Source organism: Pseudalgibacter alginicilyticus (assembly GCF_001310225.1).
Taxonomy (GTDB): domain Bacteria; phylum Bacteroidota; class Bacteroidia; order Flavobacteriales; family Flavobacteriaceae; genus Pseudalgibacter; species Pseudalgibacter alginicilyticus.
Map to the genome: position 1 here is coordinate 1186240 of NZ_CP012898.1, position 19019 is coordinate 1205258.

A 19019-nucleotide genomic window follows, 5' to 3' on the forward strand; every position below is an offset into this window, starting at 1 on the left:
TAAACATTCCCAAATTTTAAATGAAAGTTTTGATGTTATTAAAAATGGGGCTGAGAAATTTATATCCAAGAACAAACTAATCGTATATCTTGTCTTAATACATACCAAAACTTGACATAAGGATAGATGATCTAAATCAAGAGAGGAAAAGGTAATCCTGCAAAATCCACATTGAATCCCAAACGGTGACGTGGCAATTCCTAGATTCCAGTCATAGGTATAATTAAAAGAAATGGAGCCGTGGTAGTAGAAGTAACCCAACACATAACCGCAAAGGAATTAAAAGCAATGGTTCAAAAATATGTAGATGATGATGATGATTCAGTTTTAATTTCAGACGAATATAGAGGCTATTCAAAAATGGACACAACAATAGAACATGTTAAAATCGACCACCAAAAACTATATTCATACAGAGAAATAAATATTAACTCAATCGAAAGTTTTTGGGCTATAATACGCAGACAGATAATAGGGCAACATCATCAAATAAGCTTAAAACATTTGCCAAAATATGTAGCGGAAGCTGTTTTTAAGTAAAATAACCGTAAAATAGACGATATATTTGAACGCTAATAACAAATGCGATGAAAAGAATTTATCCATGAAATTTTGAACTTATACAGATTTTAGGAAGTGTCTTTTAAATAAAAATGTAGTTACTTATATCTCGTTACTATGCCCCCTATTGTTGCAAGTCCAAATACTCTTGGCATATAGAAATATAATATTCTTTTCAACATCTTACATAAATCTTTCTATTTCACTAACATTCAATTGATTAAACAAAACATCTCCTATCCATAAAATCTGTTTCTTTTATCTTAAAGTTGTTTTAATGAGCCTTTAAGAAAAACGAAAGTCTTTCATAAACTAGATGATTGTTCTATTCTTCCTCAAATATCCCTGACGCAGGCAGACGGATTTTATATGTCTTATTGACCAAACTGTTCGAGAACAATTGGTTAGTTATGAACTTGAATTACTTATAAATCCAGTATTTAAAACACCTTCTGTTTTCAAAAATATCTAAAATTTACAAAAATAAAAAGCTCAGAATTAAATCCTTAGCTTTCAAACCCCACTGTACATGGGTACTAAAATTAATACATTAGACTTTTAAAAAGTTAAGGTTTGTGAATTCAAAGCATACATGTAAATGTAAATCTTTAAAATAAAATTATTATTGTTTTCATGTTTAAATTTTTAATTGTTGCCAAATGTGGTCCTAAAGAAATTTGAATTATTGCAACTTTCCGTTAAAACTATACTCTTTACCGGAATCTGTTTCAAACTCAATGATTTTATCAGCATACTTAAGTTTACATAAACCTCCTTTTTTTGAAAGAATATTTACTCCTTTTAAAACACCATTATCCCAATTCACATCAACCTCAAAAGCCCCCCTTGCGCGAAGTCCAGTAATGCGACCTTTTCTCCAGTTTTTTGGTTTTGCAGGTAACAGATGAATAAACCCTTCATGACTTTGCATCAACATTTCTGCAATACCAGCAGTTGCACCCATATTTCCTTCTATTTGAAAACAAGTAGTATTCCCTCCTCTTCTAGGGTGAGTATCAAAAAGATTATGAAGCGTTGTCCTTTCTAATAATAATTCTAGTTGTTCTCTTGCCATCTCTCCATCCTGAAGACGGGCAGCCAAACCTATTATCCATGCTCTACTCCATCCTGTCCAACCACCATTATGCTCTAATCTTCTTTCAACTGATTTTCTTGCTGCCTCGAATATTTCAGGATTATTTTCTTTGGTAATCTCACTGCCTGGAAAAAGTCCGTATAAATGTGATAAATGTCGATGCCCAGGATATACTTCTTCAAAATCTTCCAGCCACTCTTGCAATTGTCCGTGTTTTCCAATCTGATAGGGAGATAAATTATCACGAGCAACAATAAATTCTTTTCTTAAATCTTTATCCACTTCCAGGATTTCAGAGGCTTTAACCGCATTACTTAATACCTCGTATGCTATTGCCCGCGACATAGTAGTTCCCATACTAATATGCCTTCCTTCTTTCGTTGGATCCTCTTTCAAATAATATTTATTTTCAGGCGAATATTCAGGACCTGAAACCAAATATCCACGCTCAGGATACTCAACAAGATGATCGACATAAAACAGAGCAGCCTCTTTTATAAATGGATAAGCCTTATTCTCTAAAAATTCATTATCAAGCGTGTAAGCATAGTGTTCCCAAAAATGCTGAGCTAACCATCCTGTAAAACCATTCCATTTGCTGTAAGTAGCCCTAGGTCCCCAAGGAGACATACTGTTAAATGCCATCCCTCTTGTACCATAGGATATTTCTGCTACCTTTTTTGCTTTATCAATATGTTGAAAAACAAAATCTAGTAAAACATTATGACACTCGGATAAATTTCCTACCTCTGCTGGCCAATAGTTCATCTCTATATTTATATCTGAGGTGTAGTGTCCAAACCAAGGAGGAAGCAAACTATCATTCCAAATTCCTTGCAAAGCTGGTGGCAATGTTCCTTTTCTAGAACTTGCTATCATCAAATACCTGCTATATTGGAAATAGAGTGCATATAAATCATTATCTCGTGGAGTATCAGGTGCTACACGGGAATCTTTAATACCTAACTGAAAAGCCGTTACACGTCTGTCAGTTGACATAGTAGAATTTCGTGACTTCTCCAGCTCAATATAAACTCTCTTGTACAATTTATGATAATCAGCAATATGACGTTTTTTAATTTCACCGTACAAATAAGAAGATACTTTCTCAAGTTGTTGAGCTGCCGCTAGATTAGGTTCTTCATAGTTATAATCTGTTGCAGCAGTTATAAAAATGGTAACCGCATCAGCATTTTCAACTTTAAACCCTCCCACAGTTGGAATTTTTTTTCCTCCTTCATTTACCAACTTAAAGTGAGCCACATAACTTACCCCTTCCGGATCAGCTTTACCACTAAAACTGAAATGATCATCTCCCAAAACTTTTATTATTGGCGCAGGTGGTGTCTTAATGCTTTCTACCTTTGCTCCTAACTCTGCATCGTAACGGTACATATCATCTTTAACATCTACACGACGAGTCATTTTACTCGAAAATGAAATTTTTCCAGGTTTGCTGGCTGTAAGCCTTACCACAATAGCTTGATCAGGATAGCTGGCGATTACCTCGCGCCTATAAGTAACATCGTCTATTTTATAAGTAACAGAAGCAACTGCATTCTCAATATCCAAATCCCGACGATAATCATAAGGTATTGATTCTGTAGACCCAAAGTGTAAATACAAGTCTGCAAGAGGCTTGTAAATACTTCGACCAGTATACATACCTTCTATTTGTTCCTCAATAATTTTGGCATTTTTAGGTATATCTAAATCTTGTACCTTTAATTCATCAGCCTCTTTATATTTTCCTTCAAAAATTAATTCTCGCTGTTTTTTAATTAAATTTCGAGTTTTACTAGTAGCAGTAACAGGTTTAAATGGAAAGCTCCAAATGGTTTCTTCATTCAAAGAAATACGTTCGTGTTCAATTGTCCCGAATATCATTCCACCTAATCGTCCATTACCTACTGGTAATGCTTCCTCCCATTCCTGAGCAGGAAAACGATACCATAAATCGAAGTTATTCTCTTGAGCAAAAAGCTGAAATGAAATGAGTGGTAAAAGGATAATAAATCTTGCTTTCATACTATCTAATTATTATTTAAGTTTTTAAAACTAATTGTTGTTTAATAAATGGGGCTATCTTTAACATGCTTATCAACTCAATTCTATCTGTACTGAAGTTTTTTAATTATAGGTATTTTATTAGTTCTATAGATGCTAAAATATGGCTTAGAATATTTTTAGTATCACTTTATTACTAAAATAACACTGGTAACGATACCGAAAACGTTATTTTTTTTCGAAAACGATACCGATAATTAAGATTTACTCAATATGAAGGTAGGTTGTAATTATTTAATAACAGATCAATCCTAAAACACCTGCACTTTATAAACTATTATTAATCAGAATAATAGCTAAATTTATTAGAAAAAAATATTATTAATTTATCATTCCGAAATATTAGAACTATTTCCGAAAATAATTTTTCACCATCCTTATAATAAAATTAAATTAGTTAAATTTGACTACTTTGATAAAAAAACTAAAATTTAATAACACCATGAACTACATAACAATAAAAGATGTTGCCAAACGATTAAACCTATCAGTATCCACTATCTCTAGAGCATTTAATGATAAATATGACATAAAAAAGGAAACTAAAGACGTTATCTTGGAAACCGCAAAAGAGATGGGCTACCGACCTAACCCTATGGCAAAAAAATTAATACAAAGAAGATCCTTTAATATTGGCATTGTAGTTCCTGAATTTATAAATGGGTATTTTCCTGAGGTTATAATTGGGGCTCAAGAAATCTTGTTTGAAAAAGGGTATCAAGTTTTAATAACACAATCAAATGAGTGTTTTGAAACCGAGCTTAAAAATGTTCAAACTTTAGAAAACAACATGGTAGATGGTTTGTTATTATCAATTTCATGCGAAACCAGTAATACTGAATATTACCAAAAATTGGTTAAAAACGGATTGCCCATTGTTCTTTTTAATCGCGTAAATAAAGACCTTAATACTTCCAAAGTATTGTTTAATGATTACAAATGGGCATTTTTTGCAACAGAGCATTTAATAACCCAGGGTTACAAAAAAATTGTTTGCCTTAAAGGTGCAGACAACCTTTCCCTATCACACGAAAGAGTACGAGGTTTTACCGATGCTTTTAAAAAACATAAAACAATTATTACAAAGGATAAAATAATACCCACCGGTTTTTACGCTGAAGATGGCATGCGAGTTGCTGAAGCAATGATTAAAAACAATGATATTCCTGACGCCATTTTCGCCTGTAATGACCCGACTGCAATCGGAGCCATGAAAGTATTCAAAAAAAATGGTTATAGAATACCTGACGACATTGCGTTTGTTGGTTTTACTGAATCTAAAATGGCTGATTTAATAGACCCTCCTCTAACTTCTGTTTCGCAACCAACCTTAGACATTGGTAGAGAAGCTGCTAAATTACTGATTGAACAAATTGAAAACCGTACTGGCTCACATTTACCCCAAACCGTCACGCTAAATGGCCAATTAAATATAAGGGAGTCCTCAGTGAGAATATAAATTAAATCCTAATACTTTTCTCGCTATCACTCCGAAATAGTCAACTAATAACAATAACATTTTAAAATTTTCATTTATAAGGGAATATAGTACTAATATAAACTCTTTAATTGTTTATTATAATCTTCTAAAACAAATTTTGACTCTCATTTAAAAAAGGACAGGTGGTAATTCGAATTTATTAACTTTAAATTCAAACCGTCATAATGAAAAGCATTTATATTTATCACTATTATTTTATTCCAGAATAATGTCGTTGGTGTTTTGTTGCAAGTCCAAAATACGAAATTCGTAATATTAAAATATAATTAAGTGTAAATAATGGTGATACATTAAACGAACCGACTTAACAACTCCAAATTTTGTAAAAACTATAATGATTAAATTAATTTGATCAAGATACCATAAATACCTCACTCTTATCTAAAGTGCCTATTAAAATGATACAAACACGGAACAATTAAAAAACAGATTACAACTGTATATAAGAACAATTATAGTACAGACTCAAACACCTATTTTCTTCAAGCACCTCATTCGTCCCGAAATCAATTGAAGTCAACTTTAATGTGTGTGTGTGTGTCTACAGTCCTTTATCTAAAAACCACATTCCCAGTTTCAACGTCGTAGAATGGAGATCTACCAAACGCATCTTTAGCAGCATTGTTTACGGGTAAGTAGCGCCCTGTAATAAGTGTTTTTAGTTCTTGTATATCTTTTTTGGTGGCCGGTTTGTTGTCTTGTGCAGTGAAGACTGTTTTTACAACTTCTACAACAGCAGCTCCAGCAGCGGCATTACCAACACCGGCTAAACTCATTTTATCAACCTTTGCAATAGAGTTTACTACTTTATTTTCAATTGTATCTATAGCAACTTCCTTTGTGTAGTTTTGTTTCAAATACCAATATCTGGACTTGCAGGATTTGGAACAAAATTTTTGCACACCACGCCTGGTGGGTGTGTAATCATCATTACAATGTAGGCAAATTTCGGTTTTTTTCATATTTACGGGTCAATTATACGTGTAATTTACGCATAAATTTTAATTCAATTTTTTAAAATCAACATTAAACACCTGTTCTAATAATATTTTTTCGGCATCTATTTCTGTAATTAAAGGTTGTTTTTTAGTTTTATTTAATGGTGGTTGCATTTCCTCTTGCACACCGCATGATGTGGTGGGTGTGGGTGCGGTGTGCTCCGTGTGTTTGTTATACTGGCTTGCAATATCCGGAAAATAGGTTTCAATTAATTGCAGAGCGTTAAAGTTTCCTTTGGGTATTATGTCCTTGGTGGGATAAAAGTTCTTTACTAAAATTTCAAAGTGTTTTTTATAGGTTATAGACTGCATATAGAATATCCCTGTAACTGTACCATCTGTTCGTAGAGTTTTAGCTATGTTGGAATCCATCCAATTGGTTATATAAAATAGACATTCTGCCAATTCAAAATATTTATCTAAAACATAATTGAGTTCATGTAGTGGAACTTCGCTTTTCTTTTCTAATAGGCCAAATATATTTTTGTCCAAATCGTTTTCCTTCAATAAAAGGCGTGTATTATCCCTACCCGTTTTAAATTCAATTGGCCCTTTATAATAATCAACGACAAATATGGTATTGAAAATGTTTGTGCTGTTTAAAAAATCGAGCTTTTCAATAATATCGTCTCTAATTTCATTTTTAGGGATGTAGAAAAATAACTCTGACACCAAGTTAGAAATCAGACTCAAATAATATTGATGTAGCGACGGTTTACTCATGGGAAGTTTTTAGCATTTCTGAATAATCGGCTGGTAATTCGGCATCAATATCCCTTAGGTATTTTTCCAAGGCGTCCATGGAAGTATGGCCTGTTATCTGCATCAATTGACTTTTTGCTGCGTGTGGTGATGAGTCTTTAACCATAGCTCTATATAGCTTGGTGATAAATGTATGTCTGAAACTATACAATCCATAATCTTCACTTAACCCAAAATGATCCTTTACGACCTTTTTAAATCGTTTTGAAAAATAGTCCCTTCTGTTTTCTTCTCTGGTATCCCACACCCCACCAAATTTTTCTGGCGTGAACAAGACCCATGCTTTATTTAAGTTGGATAAATCAGGCAATTCACCCCACAGTATTTCTGGAATGATCTTGGTTTTTAACGGACTGTTTTTTGCCTTGAACTGTATGGTTCTATCTTTTACATTAATGTCGCCCACGGTGAGTCTGGACACTTCGATTGGACGTAAAAAGTTATAGGAGATAAACTTTATATACAGAAGCAGTAAGGGATCATTTTTTTCTAAATACTCAAATATCTCTTCTTGCGCTTGTGTGGTATAGGTTTTATTTCGTTCTGGAATGGATTTTAAAACTGGTATTTTCTTTATAAAATTTGATTCTATAATATCATTGTCTTCCAACACCTGCATAATACTACTCAAATCGGTTCTGTAATTATTTCTGTTGCGTGCGCTTGTCCGCTCTAAAATGTCATTTAAAAAGCCAGACAAAATTTGTTTATTTAGGGTATCTATAGTTTTTAAATCTGAATGATTTTCACCCATCCATTCTAAAAACAGTTTCACCCGATTGTCATAGCTTCTTTTGGTAGTTGCATTTACAATTTTTTCCTTTTGCTTCAATCCAAAAGTAAAGGCTTCTTGCAAAGTCATTGCTGGCGTTTCTTCAACAGCTTTGGTATTGTTATTTTGTTCCTGCTCTAAACCTTGCGATTCTTTAACGGTTTCCTTCGACTGCAATTTTAGATACAATTCTGTATTATCTGAATATGGGTTATAACCTTGTTTTAAAAGTCGTAATAATACTTTTCTATATGTAACCAAAACGGAAAGACGTTCTTCTTTGGTTTTATACTTGTTGGCATTGCCATAAAATGGGGTAACGCGTTTTAGCTTGCCACTTTTAGGGTCTCGATAAGAAAAATAGAGATACCAGCGCTTTTTTAAATCGCCGTTAGCGGAATAGATTTTGGGGTTTGAAAAATTTCTTTTTACTGGCAAATCGTATGCACTTTCGTATGCATTTTCACTTTCAAAGGTAAGTAATTCATTTAAATTAAGCATAAAAAAAACGGTTTAGAAAAACTAAACCGTTGATTTTGTATACTTTATATTTTGTAGCGGGAACTGGACTCGAACCAGTGACCTTCGGGTTATGAGCTTATACTATTACTATTTCTTTGAATTTGTAGTTTAGCCTTTAAATCCTCCATATCCTCACTAACCTTTCTCTCTACCACTCTTGCATAGATTTGGGTTGTTGATATTTTTGTATGACTTAATAATTTAGATACAGTTTCGATTGGCACCCCATTACTCAAGGTGACTGTTGTTGCAAATGTGTGGCGCGCCATGTGGAATGTCAAGTTTTTTTTTATGCCACAAGCGTCGGCCACCTCCTTTAAATATAAGTTAAGTTTTTCATTGGTAATAACAGGAAACAGAGTTTCTGTTATTTGGGTCATAGGATGATCTTTATATTTATCTATCATTTCTTGTGCCTTTTCCAATATAGGTACTTTGATAGGAATTTTTGTTTTTTGACGCTTTGATATGATCCAATCATTCCCATCGATTCCTTTGCTAATATTAAATTTATTAAGAGTAATTATGTCTGCATAACTGATTCCAGTATAACAACTAAATACAAATAAGTCTGTCACCCTTTCCAATCGCTCTATTGGGAAATTATAAGTCTCTAAATTAGAGAGTTCGTTCTCTGAAAGAAATTCACGTTCCTTCTTTTCCCATGTTGGTTTCCATCGCATGAATGGATCTTTATCCACCCACTCCATATGAAAACCCAATGTTACCATTTTACGTAAACGCTGTAAATGTTTCATAACTGTATTATGGTTCATTGTCTTTGGATGGCCTTTTGGCCAATATCTATGTAGAAAAGTCTCAAAATCGCAAATAAATTTGTAATCCAACTGTTTTAGGAATACGTCGGTTGTTTTTAATGATGTAATGAGAAACCTTTTTATATAGTTTTCGGTGATTCCAAAATTGATGATGGTACCTGGTGCCAAAGTGCTTTCGATTTTTCGGGTATGATAATCTATGAGCTCCTGAAGTGTTTTACTTGTTTCTAACTCTCCTCCGTAACTGGCTTTAATAAGTTGAGCCGTGATTAATTCACCCTTGAATTTTAAATCTTGGTAGCACTGAAATAATTGAGTGTGAGTTTGGTCTAAATATAGATTTATTTGTCTAGCCTCACTGGAAGTTCCTTTTGCCCTTTTCTTTTTAGCATCCCAAAGCAAAATATCAATTTTTCGTTTAAGACTTAAGTTCACTCGTTTACCATCAACTGTAATTCTGGCATAAAGTAATGCCTGGTCGTCATTCTTCTTTTTTTGGTTAGCCACAAAAAGAATAGAAAATGTGTTTGTGCTTCTCATAGTTGTCGTCTTTAAATTATTAAAAAATTATCAGATCGAAAGTCAAATCAACTAAACCAATTCAATATGTTAAAGTTTTCAAAGTGTCTGCTCTAGCAGACACTTTGAACTTTGGGTGTCGAATAGCTACCTTTTTAATTCAAAACAAATCAAATTAAATGAACCTCTAAAAACTTGAAAACCACACAATTCATAAGAATTGTGTGGTTTTTGTAGCTATTTAAATAACTTTTAGTGACCTCGACAGGATTCAAACCTGTAACCTCTTGAGCCGTAATCAAGTGCGCTATTCAGTTGCGCCACGAGGCCTTTTTAAGTGGGTGCAAATATACATTTTTTATTAAATTATCTCCAAATTTTATTTCAATTTAATTAAAATCATATTTATTCTTTCATGATAGGTTTAAAACTATCAATATTAAACAACTTTTCATAGGTAACCTTTGTTACAAAATTTTGTAAAGCTCCAAACTATTTTTGCAACAACAAATAAAACGATTGATGCAAAAAATAATTTATACTTTAACACTATCTATTTTGTTTTGGAACTTAACATTGCAAGCGCAAGAACTAATTCCAATCACAAAAACTGAAGTCTTAGCTATAGTTTCAGAAAAAAACAGAACTATTAAGATTTCAGAAGAAGAATTCAACCAAGCTAAAGCTGATTTTAGACAAACAAATGCTGTGTTTTTACCAAACATAACAGCAAGTCACACAGGAATAGCCACCACCAATCCATTAATGGCTTTTGGCTCAAAATTGAATCAAGAAATTTTAACGCAAAATGATTTTAATCCAGCATTGTTAAACAACCCTTCTCAGATTGAAAATTATAGTACAAAATTTGAAATTCAACAACCATTAATCAATTTAGATGGTATATACCAACGCAAAGCTGCCAAATCAAAAATGGAAGCCATGTTATTAAAAACAAAGCGTACACAAGAACACTTGGTCTTTGAGGTTGAAAAAGCATACATGCAATTGCAATTGGCCTATAAAGCAGTAGATGTTTTAGAAAAAGCTTTAACTGCTGCCTATTCCAACAAAAATTTAGCAGACAACAGTCTAAAACAAGGTTATCTTCAACGTGCAGATGTTCTAAATGTAGAAGTAAGAGTTACTGAAGTTCAAAACCAGTTACAAACAGCAAAAAGCCATGTGCAAAATGCATCCAATTATTTGTCCTTTTTAATGAATGACGAAACCTATGTGATTTACACACCAACGGATAGTTTAACAATATCAAATTTAAACACAGATAATAAGTCTATTTCTAAAAACCGCTCAGATATTAAAGCAATGGAAATGGCTACAAATGCTTTTGAAGCAATGAATAAAGCTAACAAAATGGCCTTTTTACCAAGATTAAATGCCTTTGGAAGTTATGAACTATATGATGACCAATTATTTCAAGCAGATGCTAATGGTTATTTATTTGGTGCACAATTAAGTTGGGATATTTTTCAAGGTTCTAAACGATTTGGAAAATCACAAAAAAGTAGAGCTGAATTTGAAAAATCAAAATTGGAATACAATCAATACATATCTAAAAGTAATTTAGAATTAAACAAAGCCAAACGTGCTTTTTTAGACGCTAAAAACAAATTAAAATTAACCACTTTAGCCTTAGAACAATCTAAAGAATCTTTAAGAATACGCACTAACAGATTTAAAGAAGGTTTAGAAAAAACATCCGATTTATTAATGGCTGAAACCCAATATGCACAAAAGCAATTGGAATATTACCAAACCATTTTTGAATACAATTACTCACAAGCCTATTTACAATTTTTAACTGAAGAATAATTTTTAAGATGAAAACAATACATACAACACTTAGCCTTTTAATCATTTTATTATTAACAAGTTGTGGAAGTGAAAACAAAAAAGAGCCTACAGATAATGCCCCTGCAATTCCTGTAAAAACAAGGCAAGTAGAAGCCAATAGCAATAATCCATTTTTAAGTGTCAGTGGAAAAATACAAGCAACTAATAGTGCTGATTTAAGCACAAGAATGATGGGTTACGTTACTAAAGTGCATGTAAATGTTGGAGATAAAGTTAATAAAGGCCAATTATTAGTATCAATTAATAATACCGATTTACAAGCAAAACGTGCACAGGTAGATGCTTCGATTACGGAAGCTACAGCCGCTTTTAATAATGCAAAAAAAGATTACAACCGATTTAAAAACTTACTTGCCAATAATAGTGTATCACAAAAAGAAATGGACGACATAACAGCTAATTTTGAAATGGCAAAAGCGCGTTTAGAATCTGCTAATCAAATGAAAAATGAAGTCAATGCTCAATTTACATATAGCAATATTACAGCTCCTTTTAATGGAATAATTACTAATAAAAGTGTAAAATCAGGTAATATGGCAAATCCTGGAGTACCATTGATTAGTATAGAAACTCCAGATAGTTTTGAAGTTATAGCAATGGTTCCTGAGTCAGAAATTTCCGAAATTAAAAAAGAAACAACTGTAGATGTTTTAGTAAAATCTATCAACAAAACCGTTAAAGGAAAAGTTACAGAGGTAAGCAGCTCAGCTAAAAATACAGGAGGTCAATATATAGTAAAAATAGATTTAGAAAAAACTGATACGAATATACTGTCTGGCATGTTTACAACTATACAATTTCCCATAAAAAGAAAAGCAAAATCTGCCATGGTTTTAGTGCCTACAGAAGCCATTATCACCAACGGCCAATTATCTGGTATTTATACACCAAGCCAAAGTAATACGGCGCTATTACGCTGGTTGCGTTTAGGTAGGACTTTTGGAAATCAAGTGGAAGTATTATCCGGCTTAAATGCAGATGAAACTTATATCATTTCAGCTGAAGGGAAACTTTATAATGGTGTTAAAATTTCAATTCAATAACTAAAAAGCTGCGTTAAGGATAAAAGTGAAAATATTTTTTTGCCAAATGCAAAAAAACATGGTGAGGATAACCTATTAAAAACGCAAACAAATAAAAATTACCTCCTTAAAATGAGGTAATGTTAAAAAGGAATAATTATGAAAGAAGGAATCGCAGGAAAAATTGCCAAGGTTTTTATACAATCAAAATTAACTGTTTTGTTAATGATTGTCTTTATGGTCATTGGGGTATATAGTTCGTTTCTAATTCCGCGTGAAGAAGAGCCACAAATTGATGTACCTATGGCTGATATATTTGTTGGTTATCCAGGTGCCAGCCCTACGGAAGTAGAATCACGAGTCGTTAAACCATTAGAGCAATTAATTTCAAATATTAAAGGCGTAGAATACGTCTATTCAACGTCCATGAAAGAGCAAGCTATGGTGATTGTTCAGTTTTACGTGGGTGAAGATATTGAGCGTTCTTTTGTAAAATTATATAATGAAATTAATAAACACATGGATCAAATGCCTGCGGGTGTTACTTTTCCTTTAGTAAAAACACGTGCTATTGATGATGTGCCTATGTTAGGGCTTACTTTGTGGAGTGAAAATTATGACGACTACCAATTAAACCTAATGGCCCAAGAATTGGAAGCTGAAATAAAAAAGGTTAATGATGTATCAACAACACATAAAATTGGTGGAAGAAATCGTCAACTACGTGTAGTTTTAGATAAAGATAAACTAGCTTCAAGTGGATTGGATTTCTTGTCTGTTTCTGAAATGATAAAAGCTAATAATGCCCAGTTGAGTTCTGGAAGTTTCGATAAAAATGACACTGAATTTTTAATTAACACAGGTCATTTTTTAGCATCTGCAACAGATGTTGAAAACTTAGTAGTTGGAGTACAACAAAATCAACCCATTTATTTAAAACAAATTGCCCATATTATTGACGGACCAGAGGTGCCTCAAAACTATGTAAGCTTAGGTTTTGGAAAAGGGAGCGTAAAATCTTCAGATTATAAATCAGAATATCCAGCTGTTACCATTTCTATTGCCAAAAGAAAAGGCGCTGATGCCATGAAAATTGCAGAGGTAATTATTGATAAAGTTAATCATTTACGCAGCAATTTAATACCTGATGATGTTCATGTTGAAATAACAAGAAACTACGGAGAAACGGCTTCACATAAAGTATCAGAATTATTACTACACCTTATAGGTTCTATTTTTGCTGTTACCATTGTAGTTATGTTAGCCATGGGTTGGCGCGGTGGATTGGTGGTGTTTTTATCAGTTCCAATTACGTTTGCTTTAACCTTGTTAAGTTATTACATGCTCGATTATACATTAAACCGAATCACCTTGTTCGCTTTAGTATTTGTAACAGGAATAGTGGTTGATGATTCCATAATTATTGCAGAAAATATGCATAGACATTTCAAAATGAAACGTCTCCCATTTAAACAAGCTGCATTGTATGCAATTAATGAAGTAGGTAATCCTACTATTTTAGCAACATTTACTGTCATTGCTTCGGTGTTACCTATGGCTTTTGTATCTGGATTAATGGGGCCGTACATGGCACCTATGCCAATTGGAGCCTCTATTGCCATGATTTTATCATTATTCGTCGCTTTAACAATCACCCCCTACTTAGGCTATATTTTTCTAAGAGAAAAAGATAAAAAAGAGTTGATAGAAAAATCAGAAAAAGTGGTTGAAGACACTCTTATTTATAAAATTTATAACAAGTTTGAACGACCTTTATTAGAAAGCAAAAGTAAGCGCTGGTTATTTTTATTAGGAACCTTTGCCGTATTATTAGGAACGATGGCTCTGTTTTTTACCAATTCTGTTGCCGTAAAAATGTTGCCTTTTGATAATAAAAATGAATTTCAAGTTGTAATTGATATGCCTGAAGGCACAACATTAGAACGTACAAGCGTCGTAGCTCAAGAAATATCTCAATATTTATCAACACGAACAGAAGTAGTAAATTATCAAAACTATATAGGAACATCGGCCCCTATTACTTTTAACGGATTGGTACGTCATTACGATTTACGAGGAGGGAGCAATATGGCAGATATTCAAGTTAACTTAATTGATAAAGCTGAGCGCTCATATCAAAGCCATGATATTGCTAAATTATTACGTCCAGATATTCAAAAAATTGCTTCCAAATACCATGCAAATGTAAAATTAGTGGAGGTACCACCAGGACCACCTGTTTTATCTACCATTGTTGCCGAAGTGTATGGCCCCGATTACAATGAACAAATTAAGATAGCAAATAGCATTCAAGATATTCTAAAAAACACCGAGGATGTCGTTGATATTGATTGGATGGTTGAAGATGACCAAACCGAATATCAATTTGAAATTAACAAAGAAAAAGCAATGTTATATGGGGTTGCTCCACAACAAATTGTATATACCGTGAATATGGCTTTATCTAATAAAGCAATAACATCACTATATGATGAAGATGCTGTTAATCAAGTTGGTTTAGTTTTGGCTTTAGATGAAAAAGAAAAATCTACAGTTACAGATATTTCTCAATTGAAGGTAAAATCAAAATTAGGCAATATGGTGCCTATTGCAGATTTAATAAACATTAGCGAAACCAAAGCTGCAAAAAGTATATACCGCAAAAACCAAAAGCGTGTGGTTTATGTATTGGCAGACATGGCTGGAAAATTAGAAAGCCCTGCTTATGCCATTCTTGGTATGGAAGAAAAGTTAAAAGACATCCCTTTACCAAAAGGTTATAAAATTAACGAAATGTATTTAGGGCAACCAGATTATGAAAATGATTATACCGTAAAATGGGATGGTGAATGGCAGATTACATTAGAAGTATTTAGAGATTTAGGAATTGCTTTTTTAGGGGCCATTATCTTAATCTATATTTTAATTGTAGGATGGTTTCAAAACTTCAAAGCTCCCATAGTAATGATGGTTGCCATTCCACTGTCATTAATCGGTATTATTTTAGGACACTGGCTAATGGGCGCATTTTTTACGGCTACTTCTTTTATTGGAATGATTGCTTTAGCAGGAATCATGGTTAGAAACTCGGTATTGCTGATTGACTTTATTAACTTAAGAACCGCAGAAGGCGTGCCATTGAAACAAGCAGCTATTGAGGCAGGAGCTGTACGAACAACACCCATTTTACTTACTGCAGGAACGGTTGTTATTGGCGCATTTGTTATACTATTCGACCCTATTTTCCAAGGATTAGCCATTTCCTTAATGGGTGGTACTATTGTTTCAACAGTGCTAACATTATTAGTTGTACCACTGGTATACTATATGATTGAAAAGAAAAATTATTCATAAAAAAATTAGTAACATCAGTAGAAAATAACCTTTAAAAACATGAAATTAGTCATCGTTACAGCAGTCGAAGAATTTCAAAAAGATGTTTTGAAACTCTTCAAAAACTCAAATATTCAAAATTTTAGCAGCTCAGACATTGATGGTCATAAAAATAGTGCACCTGTACTAATGGCTTCCAGTTGGTTTCCTGGTGAAAAATTTGGTAATGAATCGCGCTTGTTTTTCTCATTTACTAATGATGAAAATATTGATGTATTATTCCTTCAGATTAAAGAATTCAATAATCAACTAGAAACCAACAACCCTATTAAAGCAGTTGTGGTTCCGATAGAAAAATTTATATAACCTAAAAACAATAAAAATGTTAAATACATATTTCAGAGTCATTGTAGGCTCTATGATACTACTAAGTGTTGTCTTAACCGTATATGTCCACCCAAATTGGATGTGGTTTACAGTGTTTATTGGTGTTAATTTAATTCAATCAGCTTTCACAAAATGGTGTTTATTAGAAACTATTCTAATGAAATTAGGAATTAAAAAAGAAGGTGGTAATTGTTCAACTTCTTAATTTAAAATTTCCTTCTAAACCATATCAATAAAAACCCAACATACAATTAATTCCATTTTTAATTGCTATTTTTGGGTATGATTAAGGACTTACTACAACAAAAATTTGCAGCTACGTTAGATGACAATTTGATTTCGGAAATTTCAGAAAAAGGCATATTTAAAACATTCAAACAAAACGAAATCATTATTGATATCAATGAGCCTTTAAACTTTATTCCTCTTTTATTATCTGGAGACATCAAAATATTAAGAGAAGATAACGAGGGCAATGAGCTACTTATATATTTTTTAGAAGCAGGAGATACTTGTACCATGTCACTTACCTGCTGTTTAGGCACCACAAAAAGTAAAATTAGAGCTGTAGCTGAAAAAGATTCTAGCCTTGTTTTAATTCCTGTTCAAAACATGCAAACTTGGTTTCATAATAATGAAAGCTGGAGAAACTTCATATTACAAAGCTATCAAATACGTTTTGATGAAATGTTGGAAGCTATAGACAGCCTTGCTTTTATGAAAATGGATGAGCGTTTATACAAGTATTTAAAAAACAAAGTAATGCTAAATGACACTAAAACCATTCATATAAAACATCAAGACATTGCCGAAGATTTAAACACATCTCGGGTAGTCGTTTCCAGACTTTTAAAACAATTAGAAAATGAAAGTAAAATAAAATTGGGGAGAAATAAAATTGTAGTTATTTAAACTAAGTTGGACTAAACAGAATATGCATTAAAAATACTAAATAATGGAATATATTTTAAACCCATGGCCTTGGTATATATCAGGCCCTTTAATAGCCTTAGTGATGGCACTCCTACTCTATTTTGAGAAGACCTTTGGCATGTCATCAAATCTAAAAACCATGTGTGCAATTGGTGGCGCCGGAAAATTTTCAGATTTTTTTAAATTCAATTGGAAAGAACAATCATGGAATTTAGTGGTTGTACTTGGTGCTATTATTGGTGGGTTTATAGCTGTTCATTATTTATCAAACGACAGTATAACCGATTTAAACCCCAAAACCGTTACAGAGCTTAAAAGCATGGGCTTTGAAAATTCAGGTGCAGCCTTAGTTCCGAATGAATTATATGATTTTGAAGCTTTAATCTCATTAAAAAATCTACTAATTTTAATAATTGGAGGTTTGCTTGTTGGTTTTGGAACACGCTATGCAGACGGTTGCACTTCTGGACATGCTATTTCTGGCTTAAGTAGTTTACAAAAACCCTCTCTAATAGCTGTAATTGGTTTTTTTATTGGTGGTTTAATTATGGCTAACCTTATTTTTCCTTTAATTTTTAAATGATGCAATAAACCATTAACCATTTTATAATCTTAGCTAAAAACGGAATAACAACCTACATTTAATAATAAATATAAACAAATGAAATTCTTGAAATTTTTATTGATAGGTATCTTTTTTGGAATTGTTTTAGTTAAATCTGAAGCTGTTTCATGGTATCGTATCTACGAAATGTTCCGTTTTCAATCTTTTCACATGTATGGCATTATTGGAACAGCTATTGCTTGCGGTATAATATTTCTTCAAATTTCAAAAAAAGGAATTATAAAAAGTAATAAAGGTGCTGATATTTTTGTTCCAAAGAAAGAAAGAGGTTTTAAAAAATACATTATTGGCGGGACAATATTTGGACTAGGTTGGGCACTTATTGGAGCTTGCCCAGGGCCATTATACATTCTATTCGGAACTGGTGTTTACAGTATAATTATAGTTATTGCTGCTGCTATTTTAGGCACTTTTATCTACGGTGTTATTAAACACAAACTCCCCCATTAAATGGACATGCCACACCTTTTTGGGTTTGTTGGAGCACTTACAGTTGGTTTAATTTTAGGACTTATTGGTGGTGGCGGCTCTATCTTAACGGTGCCCGTTTTGGTGTATCTTTTGGGATACAACCCTGTACTTGCAACTGCATACTCGCTTTTTGTGGTAGGTATAACCTCAATGGTAGGGACATATCAAAAACACAGAAAAGGCTTGGTAGATTTTAAAACGGGGTTGGCTTTTTCGTTTCCATCATTTTTAGCCGTTTATTTATCTCGACGGTATGTAGTACCGAATATTCCCGAAACCATTGCCACATTTGGGAATTACGAACTTACCAAAGAAATGAGCATCATGCTGTTTTTTGCAATCATCATGTTTTTAGCTGCCATTTCAATGATTAAAAACAAGAAAAAAGACGCACTCTGTCCAACAAAACAACATTATTCTAAAACGTTTGTTCAAGGACTTTTTATTGGAACCATAACTGGTATTATTGGTGCAGGGGGAGGTTTTTTATACATTCCAGCCTTAGTCCTCTGGGCACATTTACCTATGAAAAAAGCAGTTGGTACATCGCTGGTTATTATTACTATCAACTCTTTAATTGGTTTTATTGGCGATGTTCAAACCTTAAAAATTGAATGGCAATTTTTACTTGTTTTTACTTCTATGGCCATAGGCGGTATTGTAATAGGGGTATTTTTATCAAAATTTATAAGTGGTAAAAAACTCAAAAAAAGCTTTGGTTTTTTCACCATAATAATGGCTATCTATATTATTTACAAGGAAATAAACTAAGCATATGTTACAAATGTCACACATA

General features: G+C 32.8%; 16 protein-coding genes and 1 tRNA gene. 11 read left to right on the forward strand and 6 right to left on the reverse strand.

Annotated features, from left to right (window positions below; genetic code table 11):
* The first annotated feature begins 219 nt into the window (after positions 1-219).
* The gene (locus tag APS56_RS04840) at positions 220-540 is read left to right on the forward strand and encodes a transposase (protein ID WP_257720175.1); all 321 of its coding nucleotides are present in this window, start codon (positions 220-222) and stop codon (positions 538-540) included.
* A gap of 703 nt (positions 541-1243) precedes the next feature.
* Here the strand turns inward: APS56_RS04840 and APS56_RS04845 are convergent.
* Positions 1244-3685, reverse strand: coding sequence for a glycoside hydrolase family 95 protein (locus tag APS56_RS04845; RefSeq protein WP_054725402.1), 2442 nt, complete (start codon positions 3683-3685; stop codon positions 1244-1246).
* Positions 3686-4166: 481 nt separating this feature from the next.
* On the opposite strand from APS56_RS04845, the gene APS56_RS04850 reads away from it, so the two are divergent.
* Entirely contained in the window at positions 4167-5183 is a 1017-nt protein-coding gene (locus tag APS56_RS04850) for a LacI family DNA-binding transcriptional regulator (RefSeq protein WP_054725405.1), read from the forward strand.
* A gap of 593 nt (positions 5184-5776) precedes the next feature.
* On the opposite strand, the gene APS56_RS04855 is transcribed toward APS56_RS04850, so the two are convergent.
* The 5 genes from APS56_RS04855 to APS56_RS04875 all read right to left on the reverse strand — a co-directional run bounded on the left by APS56_RS04855 (position 5777) and on the right by APS56_RS04875 (position 9907).
* Positions 5777-6187 carry a hypothetical protein gene (locus tag APS56_RS04855; RefSeq protein WP_054725408.1) on the reverse strand — a complete coding sequence of 137 codons (411 nt, stop codon included), beginning with the start codon at positions 6185-6187 and terminating at the stop codon, positions 5777-5779.
* Between the two features lie 39 nt (positions 6188-6226).
* Entirely contained in the window at positions 6227-6946 is a 720-nt protein-coding gene (locus APS56_RS04860) for a hypothetical protein (RefSeq protein ID WP_157757607.1), read from the reverse strand.
* A complete protein-coding gene (locus tag APS56_RS04865; protein ID WP_054725414.1) occupies positions 6939-8258 on the reverse strand; it encodes a tyrosine-type recombinase/integrase in 1320 nt (439 codons plus the stop codon). The genes APS56_RS04860 and APS56_RS04865 overlap by 8 nt, the downstream gene beginning before the upstream one ends.
* Positions 8259-8347: 89 nt before the next feature.
* Entirely contained in the window at positions 8348-9598 is a 1251-nt protein-coding gene (locus APS56_RS04870) for a site-specific integrase (RefSeq protein ID WP_054725417.1), read from the reverse strand.
* 235 nt (positions 9599-9833) lie between these two features.
* Positions 9834-9907 (reverse strand) — tRNA-Arg (locus APS56_RS04875).
* 192 nt (positions 9908-10099) lie between these two features.
* On the opposite strand from APS56_RS04875, the gene APS56_RS04880 reads away from it, so the two are divergent.
* The 9 genes from APS56_RS04880 to APS56_RS04920 all read left to right on the forward strand — a co-directional run bounded on the left by APS56_RS04880 (position 10100) and on the right by APS56_RS04920 (position 18994).
* Positions 10100-11410, forward strand: a complete 1311-nt coding sequence (locus APS56_RS04880; RefSeq protein WP_054725420.1) for a TolC family protein — start codon at positions 10100-10102, stop codon at positions 11408-11410.
* Between the two features lie 8 nt (positions 11411-11418).
* The gene (locus tag APS56_RS04885; RefSeq protein WP_054725423.1) at positions 11419-12495 is read left to right on the forward strand and encodes an efflux RND transporter periplasmic adaptor subunit; all 1077 of its coding nucleotides are present in this window, start codon (positions 11419-11421) and stop codon (positions 12493-12495) included.
* A gap of 138 nt (positions 12496-12633) precedes the next feature.
* Positions 12634-15828 (forward strand): efflux RND transporter permease subunit, encoded by a 3195-nt coding sequence (locus tag APS56_RS04890; protein WP_054725426.1) that lies wholly within the window; start codon positions 12634-12636, stop codon positions 15826-15828.
* A 39-nt stretch (positions 15829-15867) separates the two neighbouring features.
* Complete coding sequence (locus tag APS56_RS04895) at positions 15868-16173, forward strand: hypothetical protein (protein ID WP_054725429.1); 306 nt, start codon at positions 15868-15870, stop codon at positions 16171-16173.
* A gap of 16 nt (positions 16174-16189) precedes the next feature.
* Positions 16190-16399, forward strand: a complete 210-nt coding sequence (locus APS56_RS04900; protein WP_054725431.1) for a YgaP family membrane protein — start codon at positions 16190-16192, stop codon at positions 16397-16399.
* Positions 16400-16476: 77 nt separating this feature from the next.
* Complete coding sequence (locus APS56_RS04905; protein WP_054725434.1) at positions 16477-17106, forward strand: Crp/Fnr family transcriptional regulator; 630 nt, start codon at positions 16477-16479, stop codon at positions 17104-17106.
* 43 nt (positions 17107-17149) lie between these two features.
* The gene (locus APS56_RS04910) at positions 17150-17710 is read left to right on the forward strand and encodes a YeeE/YedE family protein (RefSeq protein ID WP_054725437.1); all 561 of its coding nucleotides are present in this window, start codon (positions 17150-17152) and stop codon (positions 17708-17710) included.
* 78 nt (positions 17711-17788) lie between these two features.
* Positions 17789-18202, forward strand: a complete 414-nt coding sequence (locus APS56_RS04915) for a DUF6691 family protein (RefSeq protein ID WP_054725440.1) — start codon at positions 17789-17791, stop codon at positions 18200-18202.
* Entirely contained in the window at positions 18203-18994 is a 792-nt protein-coding gene (locus tag APS56_RS04920) for a sulfite exporter TauE/SafE family protein (protein ID WP_054725443.1), read from the forward strand.
* The last annotated feature ends 25 nt before the right edge of the window (positions 18995-19019 follow it).

Excerpts from the sequence above, each read along its gene's own strand:
- APS56_RS04915 (WP_054725440.1), top strand. The coding sequence starts at position 17,789 with ATGAAATTCTTGAAATTTTTATTGATAGGTATCTTTTTTGGAATTGTT.
- APS56_RS04880 (WP_054725420.1), top strand. The coding sequence starts at position 10,100 with ATGCAAAAAATAATTTATACTTTAACACTATCTATTTTGTTTTGGAAC.
- APS56_RS04885 (WP_054725423.1), top strand. The coding sequence starts at position 11,419 with ATGAAAACAATACATACAACACTTAGCCTTTTAATCATTTTATTATTA.
- APS56_RS04910 (WP_054725437.1), top strand. The coding sequence starts at position 17,150 with ATGGAATATATTTTAAACCCATGGCCTTGGTATATATCAGGCCCTTTA.
- APS56_RS04860 (WP_157757607.1), bottom strand. The coding sequence starts at position 6,946 with ATGAGTAAACCGTCGCTACATCAATATTATTTGAGTCTGATTTCTAAC.
- APS56_RS04905 (WP_054725434.1), top strand. The coding sequence starts at position 16,477 with ATGATTAAGGACTTACTACAACAAAAATTTGCAGCTACGTTAGATGAC.
- APS56_RS04895 (WP_054725429.1), top strand. The coding sequence starts at position 15,868 with ATGAAATTAGTCATCGTTACAGCAGTCGAAGAATTTCAAAAAGATGTT.
- APS56_RS04920 (WP_054725443.1), top strand. The coding sequence starts at position 18,203 with ATGGACATGCCACACCTTTTTGGGTTTGTTGGAGCACTTACAGTTGGT.
- APS56_RS04890 (WP_054725426.1), top strand. The coding sequence starts at position 12,634 with ATGAAAGAAGGAATCGCAGGAAAAATTGCCAAGGTTTTTATACAATCA.
- APS56_RS04900 (WP_054725431.1), top strand. The coding sequence starts at position 16,190 with ATGTTAAATACATATTTCAGAGTCATTGTAGGCTCTATGATACTACTA.
- APS56_RS04855 (WP_054725408.1), bottom strand. The coding sequence starts at position 6,187 with ATGAAAAAAACCGAAATTTGCCTACATTGTAATGATGATTACACACCC.
- APS56_RS04845 (WP_054725402.1), bottom strand. The coding sequence starts at position 3,685 with ATGAAAGCAAGATTTATTATCCTTTTACCACTCATTTCATTTCAGCTT.
- APS56_RS04870 (WP_054725417.1), bottom strand. The coding sequence starts at position 9,598 with ATGAGAAGCACAAACACATTTTCTATTCTTTTTGTGGCTAACCAAAAA.
- APS56_RS04850 (WP_054725405.1), top strand. The coding sequence starts at position 4,167 with ATGAACTACATAACAATAAAAGATGTTGCCAAACGATTAAACCTATCA.
- APS56_RS04865 (WP_054725414.1), bottom strand. The coding sequence starts at position 8,258 with ATGCTTAATTTAAATGAATTACTTACCTTTGAAAGTGAAAATGCATAC.